The 7,507-nt window shown below is 45.8% G+C and carries 5 protein-coding genes; 4 read left to right on the top strand and 1 reads right to left on the bottom strand.

Features of this window, described 5'->3' with window-relative positions; all coding sequences use genetic code 11:
- Positions 1 to 874 (top strand): lipid-A-disaccharide synthase (lpxB, locus tag RMO55_RS13365; protein WP_310427239.1); only part of this gene is annotated, 874 nt, incomplete at its 5' end.
- A 94-nt stretch (positions 875 to 968) separates the two neighbouring features.
- Positions 969 to 5,180 carry a DEAD/DEAH box helicase gene (locus RMO55_RS13360; protein WP_310427238.1) on the top strand — a complete coding sequence of 1,404 codons (4,212 nt, stop codon included), beginning with the start codon at positions 969 to 971 and terminating at the stop codon, positions 5,178 to 5,180.
- 102 nt (positions 5,181 to 5,282) lie between these two features.
- Here RMO55_RS13360 and RMO55_RS13355 read toward each other — a convergent pair whose 3' ends face one another.
- Entirely contained in the window at positions 5,283 to 5,612 is a 330-nt protein-coding gene (locus RMO55_RS13355) for a metalloregulator ArsR/SmtB family transcription factor (RefSeq protein WP_310427237.1), read from the bottom strand.
- A gap of 141 nt (positions 5,613 to 5,753) precedes the next feature.
- Between RMO55_RS13355 and pstS the strand changes: the two genes are divergently transcribed.
- Both pstS and RMO55_RS13345 read left to right on the top strand, forming a co-directional pair.
- Positions 5,754 to 6,932 carry a phosphate ABC transporter substrate-binding protein PstS gene (gene pstS / locus RMO55_RS13350; RefSeq protein WP_310427235.1) on the top strand — a complete coding sequence of 393 codons (1,179 nt, stop codon included), beginning with the start codon at positions 5,754 to 5,756 and terminating at the stop codon, positions 6,930 to 6,932.
- Between the two features lie 143 nt (positions 6,933 to 7,075).
- A partial coding sequence (locus RMO55_RS13345) for a glyceraldehyde 3-phosphate dehydrogenase N-terminal domain-containing protein (RefSeq protein WP_310427233.1) occupies positions 7,076 to 7,507 on the top strand: 432 nt, incomplete at its 3' end.

The raw sequence follows: 7,507 nt of genomic DNA, 5'->3' as shown, positions 1-7,507 counted from the left end.
AATCGATTATATGAGTCCGAATGTGGTGATCGGTAATTATGCTAGGAAGGAGTTTCCTGATGTGCCAATTATTTATTATATTGCGCCTCAAGAATGGGTGTGGTCGCATAACAATAAAAAGGCTAGTGTAATTGTTAAATTCACTGACGAAATTTTGGCAATTTTCCCCGCAGAAGCGAAATTTTTTGAGGAGCAGGGTGCCACAGTTAAGTTTGTCGGACATCCATTGATCGATCGAATTGCCACTCTATCTAGTCGTGAGGTTGCTCGCGAAAAGTTAGGAATTATCGATGATGAAATTGCCATTGCCTTGATTCCAGCTTCTCGCAAACAAGAATTAAAATATTTGTTACCTGCCATCTTTGGAGCAGCTCAACAAATTCAGGCTAAAGTACCCAATGTGCGGTTTTGGATTCCCCTTTCCCGCCCTGATTTTAAGGAAGAGATCGAAAGTGAAATTCGATCGTATCAAATTAATGCTACTCTAGTCACCGAAGATGCCGATCGAGTACTTTGTGCGGCAGATTTAGCGATTACAAAATGCGGAACAGTAAGTCTAGAATTAGCTCTACTTAATATCCCCCAAGTTGTGATTTATCGAGTAAGTGATTTTACTGCCTGGATTGCTAGACATATTATCAAGTTTTCGATCCCTTTTATGTCTCCACCCAATCTGGTTGAAATGAAATCGATCGTGCCAGAATTGATGCAAGAAGATGCTAATCCCGATCGAATCGCCCAAGAAAGTCTCGAACTGATTTTAAATAAAGAACGACGAGATAAGATGTTAGCTGATTATAGCGAAATGCGTGCCGCTGTTGGCGATCGAGGTGTCTGCGATCGAGTTGCCAGTGAAATCTTTGCTAAGTTTTAGGACGTTAGAATCGTCGATTAAATAACTTCGATCTCTCCCCACACCCGTTTTCCCCCTCCTAAGCTACAATACAGAATCTACGCGACTGGAGTGGATGATGTCTACCAATTACTCGAAGATCGAAAACCAACGACAACAACTAGTTATTAGTTACAATAGCTTACCCGAACTCGATCGATCGATCGTCCAATTAATTTCGGTAATTTATACTCCAGTCAGTAGAACGATGATTTTGACATGTGTGGAACATGCCAAATTGACTGGTGAGAAATCTTTAATTGCAGCAACGCTCAAACCTTACATCGATCGATTACTTGGCAGTCAGATCTTAAGATCGATCGGCAAACATAGCATTCAAATCGATCCTTTAATTGCGGAAATTGCTACTCGCGATGCGGTGCGGGCTGGGCAATTTGGCGCGATCAATGCGACAATTAATCAACACCTACCTGTCGCGCAATATGGTAGTGGGGTGCGTAATTTTAGTAACGAAGGTGAATTCATCCGCGAAATCCGGTTGGGGCTATATAGCAACGACGTAAAATTTATTAAGAAACAGTTCGATGACTATCATCGTTATGGTCGTTCCTCTGCATCTACTTCATTAGAACATTTGTGGCAACAGACTTGCAATAATCCCTTTGATGCCGATTGGTTTGCGACTGTCACACCCGACTTAGCGAATATGATGATCGAGAGCATTCTCAAATATTCGCTCGAACATCTCACCCATAGCACAGCAGCTTTAGCAGCACTCCTAGTCATCTTTGAGTCTAAAACTCAACCACTGATGGCAGAACATCTTCAGGGGGTACTGATCGAACAACTGATCCTGCGAGGTAAATTGGATCGGGCGAAAGACATATTAGATCGATTGCCAGTAATTTGGCGCGATCGATTTGTTCATTTTTGGGGCTGGTGGTACTTTGTCCAGGGGGATAACAAATCTGCCATCTCTGAGTATGAAAATGCCCTGCGTACCCTCAAAAAAGGTAGTGGCAAGCGAAAAATATATTTTAGCTCTATCAGTGGCTTATTTTTCATTCTTGCCTTAATTAAACGAGGGGAAAGTGGCGATCTCCATGCAGCTTTGGAACACACAAAGGTGGCGATTCAGGCGAAATATTGGCTGAGTTCGGCTTATGAAGTCCTCGGATATACGATCGAGATGCAAATGGGCAAATTCGATCTACGCGACTCTATTCTCAGATCGACACCGCTGGATAGACATCATAGTATCGAAATCCTGATTCGTTCTTTATGCATTCATTGGGTGGACAAAAAAGCCGAGCATAAACAGTTACCCCATCTGCTCGAGCAGCTCTATACTCGATCGAGTGCGGCTGGGTACGACTGGTTGGCGATGGAAGCAGCAGGAATCTTATCGCATATTAATCCCACCGATAAATTCCAGAGTTTTTATCAAAAAAGATCGGTAGCACTGCAAAAGGAGATCGGCATTGTCAATCTATCGCAATTAATTCAGGCGCAAGAACTGTGGGAACTCTCGCTGACGGCACTGACGAATATTCACCCCAGTAATGTACCCGAGAAGATCGATCGAGTCACTGCCGATCGACGATTGATTTGGGCGATTATTATGTATGGCAGCAGCCATCAAATCCAACCCCGCGAACAAACTCGCAACGCCAAGGGCGAGTGGAGTAAGGGGCGAAATATTGCGCTCAAACGCTTGCGGAATGCTGAAGATATCGAATATCTCACACCCGAAGATCTGCGAGTGTGCGAACATCTTCAAAGTTATAATACCAACGGTTGGGGACACAATGATTATCGCTTTGGCGAACGAGCGATCGTGTCATTAATCGGACACCCATTAGTATTTTGGGAAGATAATCCCACCACGCGGATTGAAATTATTGGCGGAGAGCCAGAATTAAAAATTATCAATGTCAAAGACGAGCGGATCGTTCTTTCGATGTTCCCCGAACTGGAAATTGGCAGAAATGTACTGGTGCAAAAAGAAAGCCCTTCCCGTCTCAAAGCGATTTTAATTACCGACGAGCATCGGCGGATTGCCGAAATTTTAGGCAAGTCGAACCGCCTAGAAGTGCCAATTGCCGCGAAAGCAAGAGTGCTAGCCGCAATCGGTAGTATTTCGAGTGTCGTCACCATCCATTCCGATATCGGTGGTGGTGCGGATAATGTCGAGGAGGTTCCTAGCGATCCGCAACCGTATATCCATCTGTTGCCCAACGGGATGGGCTTGAAAGTAACCTTACTCTCCCGTCCATTTGCCCCCTCAGGTCCCTATTATAGCCCTGGCACGGGCGGGGAAACGGTAATTGTGGAGATTGAAGGCAAACGGTTGCAAACCCACCGCGATTTGGCTGCCGAACGGCGATTTGCGAATGCGATCGTGGCATCTTGTCCAACGCTAGAGCAAATGGAAAATCTCGATGATGAATGGTTAGTTGAAGATCCCCAAGAGTGTCTGGAATTACTGGTGGAATTGCAAGCCGTTGCCGATATCGCGATGGTAGAATGGCCGGAAGGCGAAAAGATGCGCGTCAGTCGTCAAGCTGGGTTGGGAGATTTCCAACTGCGGATTCAACGAGAAAATGATTGGTTTGCGACTACTGGTACGGTGCAGGTAGATGACGATCGAATACTGGAGCTACAACAGTTGCTAACACTGCTCGATGGCTCCCCCAGTCGGTTTATTCCCTTGGGTGACGGTCAATTTTTAACTTTAACTGAGGAATTTCGGCAGCGGTTGGATGAATTGCGTGGGGTATCCGAGCGACATGGGAAGGGGTTTAGAATGCATCCTCTCGCGGCTCTGACGATGGAGGATTGGCTTGATGATGTCGGGCAGCTCAAAGCCGATAAACATTGGCAATCGCACATTAAAAAACTACGTGAGGTAGAGAGCCTCGAACCCCAGTTACCCTCAACGTTGCAAGCAGAATTACGCGATTATCAAGTGGCTGGTTTTCGCTGGTTGGTGCGGTTGGCACATTGGGGCGTGGGTGCGTGTTTAGCCGATGATATGGGGTTGGGGAAAACGCTGCAATCTTTAGCGTTAATTCTTACTCGCGCAGCGGCAGGTGCGACGCTAATTATCGCGCCAACATCGGTATGTATGAATTGGGTGAGTGAAGCCGAGAAATTTGCCCCAACCCTAAATCCAATTCAATTTGGCAGTGGTAATCGCGAGCAGGTATTAGAGCGACTCCAGCCGTTCGATCTGGTGGTGTGTAGTTATGGACTATTGCAACAGGATGATGTCAGCCAAATGTTAGCCAAAATTCAGTGGCAAACGATCGTCTTAGATGAAGCGCAATCGATTAAAAATTTCGCCACCAAACGATCGCAAGCAGCAATGAATTTGCAAGGTGGATTTAAACTAATTGTGACCGGAACGCCAATCGAAAATCATCTCGGCGAACTATGGAATTTATTTCGATTTATCAACCCTGGATTACTTGGTTCTCTCGACAGTTTCAATCTTAAATTTGCTAATTCTATCGAACGCGATGGCGAACGCAGTAGCCGCCATCAATTAAAAAAATTAATTCAACCTTTTATCCTCCGCCGCCTAAAATCTCAAGTTCTGTCAGAATTGCCCTCGCGCACCGAAATTACGCTCCAAGTCGAACTGAGCCAAGAAGAGATGGCATTTTATGAAGCCCTCCGCCAACAAGCAATCTTCAAACTCACAGACAGCGATGCCCCACCAGGACAAAAGCACCTGCAAGTATTAGCAGAAATTATGAAATTGCGGCAAGCTTGTTGCAATCCTAAATTAGTTACCACCGATATCGCCATCCCTAGTGCCAAACTTCAACTATTTGGTGAAGTCCTGACCGAACTATTAGAGAATAACCACAAAGCCCTAGTTTTCAGTCAATTTGTCGGTCATTTACATCTAATTCGCGACTATTTAGAATCCCAATCGATCGCCTATCAATATCTCGATGGTAGCACCTCCGCCCGCGATCGCAAACTCCGCGTTGATGCCTTCCAATCTGGTGAAGGAGACGTATTTTTAATCAGCCTCAAAGCTGGTGGTACCGGATTAAATCTCACCGCAGCCGACTATGTAATTCACATGGACCCCTGGTGGAATCCCGCCGTCGAAGATCAAGCATCCGATCGCACCCACCGGATCGGTCAAAAACGCCCAGTCACAATCTATCGTTTAGTTGCCCAAAACACGATCGAAGAAAAAATCGTCGATCTTCACAAACATAAACGCGATCTTGCCGATAGCCTCCTCGAAGGAGCCGATATCAGTGCGAAAGTTTCTACTAGCGATCTGTTGCGCTTAATTCACGAATAAGCCGCTTCATGAATTGCCCCTACCACAGGTTTCAGACATCAATTCAGCAACGCCAGACTCTTTTTCGATCTCCCCTCTAAAATTATGTAGATTAATCAGTATTTAACCAAGCACCTCTCGCAAGGATACTAATTGTGCTTGAACGATTCGATAGTAAATCCAAGTACCTCGACGCTCTCTTGACAATAAACCTGCCTCGTACATCACCTTGAGGTGGTGGCTTACTGTTGGCTGCGAAAGTCCCAGCGATTCTACCAATTCGCAAGCACAAACCTCTCCACTCGGCTGTGCGGCAATTAAACTTAACAACTGGAGCCGCGCTGGTTCTCCCAATACTCGGAACAAAGTCGCTGCACTAGCGGCTTCTGCTCCAGTCAAACGACCAGCTAATAGCGGCGGACAACAGAAAATAGGTGACTTTAAAGATTTCATAATTTCTATATTGACATATATCGATGTATATTGATAAGATATCGATGCTTGTCAATATCAATTAATATCGATATGGTGAGCGATTGTCATTCTCAGAGGCTACGCCAAGGCATCCGTCAACGCATCTAGGGAGAAATTAGCATGAATGACGAACAACTCAATCGATTCTCCAGGGGAGAGGCTCCGCCATCGAATGGCGAAAAGCCCAATCTAAATATCCGTAGATCGCTCACGCTTCAGATACTAGTAGCCCTGACGCTGGGGCTGACAGTATCTGCTTGTACGCCCAGGAGTTCCGAAGTTGCTTCCTCACCATCAGGGACGGCTTCACCTGCGGCATCTGGATCTGCATCCGCTAGTAGTGGGAGTATTATCTCGGTTGGTGGTGCTGGGGCAACGTATCCCGCACCCCTATACCAACGCTGGTTTGCTGAATACAACAAGGTAAATCCTGGAACTCAAGTTAGTTATCAATCCGTCGGTAGTGGTGCTGGTGTCGAGCAATTTTTGGCGGGTACTGTGGATTTTGGAGCATCAGACGCACCTTTGAAAGCTGACGAACGCGCCAAGTTCAAAACAAAGTTCGGTGCAGAACCAGTTCAGGTGCCCATGACTGGTGGGATGGTTGTATTTGCCTATAATCTCGATGAGGTTAAAGATTTAAAACTGTCTCGCACAGCCTACTGTGGAATTGCATCAGGTAAAGTTACTAAATGGAACGATCCGGCGATCGTCAAAACCAATGCCAGCGCAAAATTACCCAACGAGGCAATTAAATTTTTCCACCGCTCTGATAGCAGTGGTACAACCTTTCAGTTTACCAATCACCTCAAAGCTGCTTGTCCCCAATGGACGGCAGGTGCTAGTAAATCGGTAGTTTGGTCTAAAGGGATGACAGGTGCCCAAGGAAATCAAGGGGTGTCAGAGCAAATCGCCGCAATATCTAATTCGATCGGTTATGTGGAACACGCTTCGGCCAAGCAAGCTAATCTATCGATGGCAGCGATCGAAAATAAGTCTGGGAAATCGATCGCGCCATCCCCAGCCGCAGGTGCGGAGGCATTTGTCCTCGAAAAAGTGCCTGCCGATCTTGGACTTACAGTGCCAGATTCTACCAACCCAAAGGCTTATCCTATTTCTGGACTGACTTGGCTCCTACTATACCCACAGCCTAAAGATGTCACCAAGACAACAGCATTAAAAGCAGTAATTGAGTGGGCGTTGACGACAGGGAAGGCTTCAGCGACCGAGCTTGGTTATCTACCTCTCGATGATGAATTAGTAGCCAAGGCAAAAGCAGAACTCAACAAAGTTAAATAAGCTGTGTTGATTGTAGAACCTCATCAAGCCGATGGAAATATCACTCTTAAAAAGCATTAACTAAGTTGAATGTAGCTCGATGATTCTAAATACAGAATCCTGTAAGTATCAAGATTTAAAACTTCAAAAAAAGGGAAAAATAGATGACAGTGCGGGTGGGAATTAATGGATTTGGACGGATTGGAAGGTTAGATTTGCGGGCGGCGTGGAATTGGCCAGAATTAGAATTCGTGCATATCAATGAGGTTAAAGGTGGAGCTGAGGCAGCCGCGCACTTACTCAAGTTCGATTCTGTCCACGGACGTTGGGCACCAGAAGTAGAAGCTGCGAACGGAAAAGTCATTATCGATGGCAAACCCCTGACTTTTAGCGAACATGCCCAACCAGGCGATGTGCCTTGGCAGGATTTGGGTGTAGATCTGGTATTGGAATGCTCTGGTAAATTTAGAACTCCCGAAACTCTCGATCCCTATTTCAAAGGTGGCGTGCGAAAGGTAATTGTGGCGGCTCCAGTCAAACAAGAAGCCCTGAATATTGTGATGGGAGTCAATGATGGACTGTACGAGCCAGAGAAA

Origin of the sequence: Chamaesiphon sp. VAR_48_metabat_135_sub (assembly GCF_031418915.1) — a bacterium.
Lineage (GTDB): Bacteria > Cyanobacteriota > Cyanobacteriia > Cyanobacteriales > Chamaesiphonaceae > Chamaesiphon.
The sequence above is the reverse complement of the archived record's forward strand: the minus strand, read 5'-3'. Positions and strand labels throughout refer to the sequence as shown.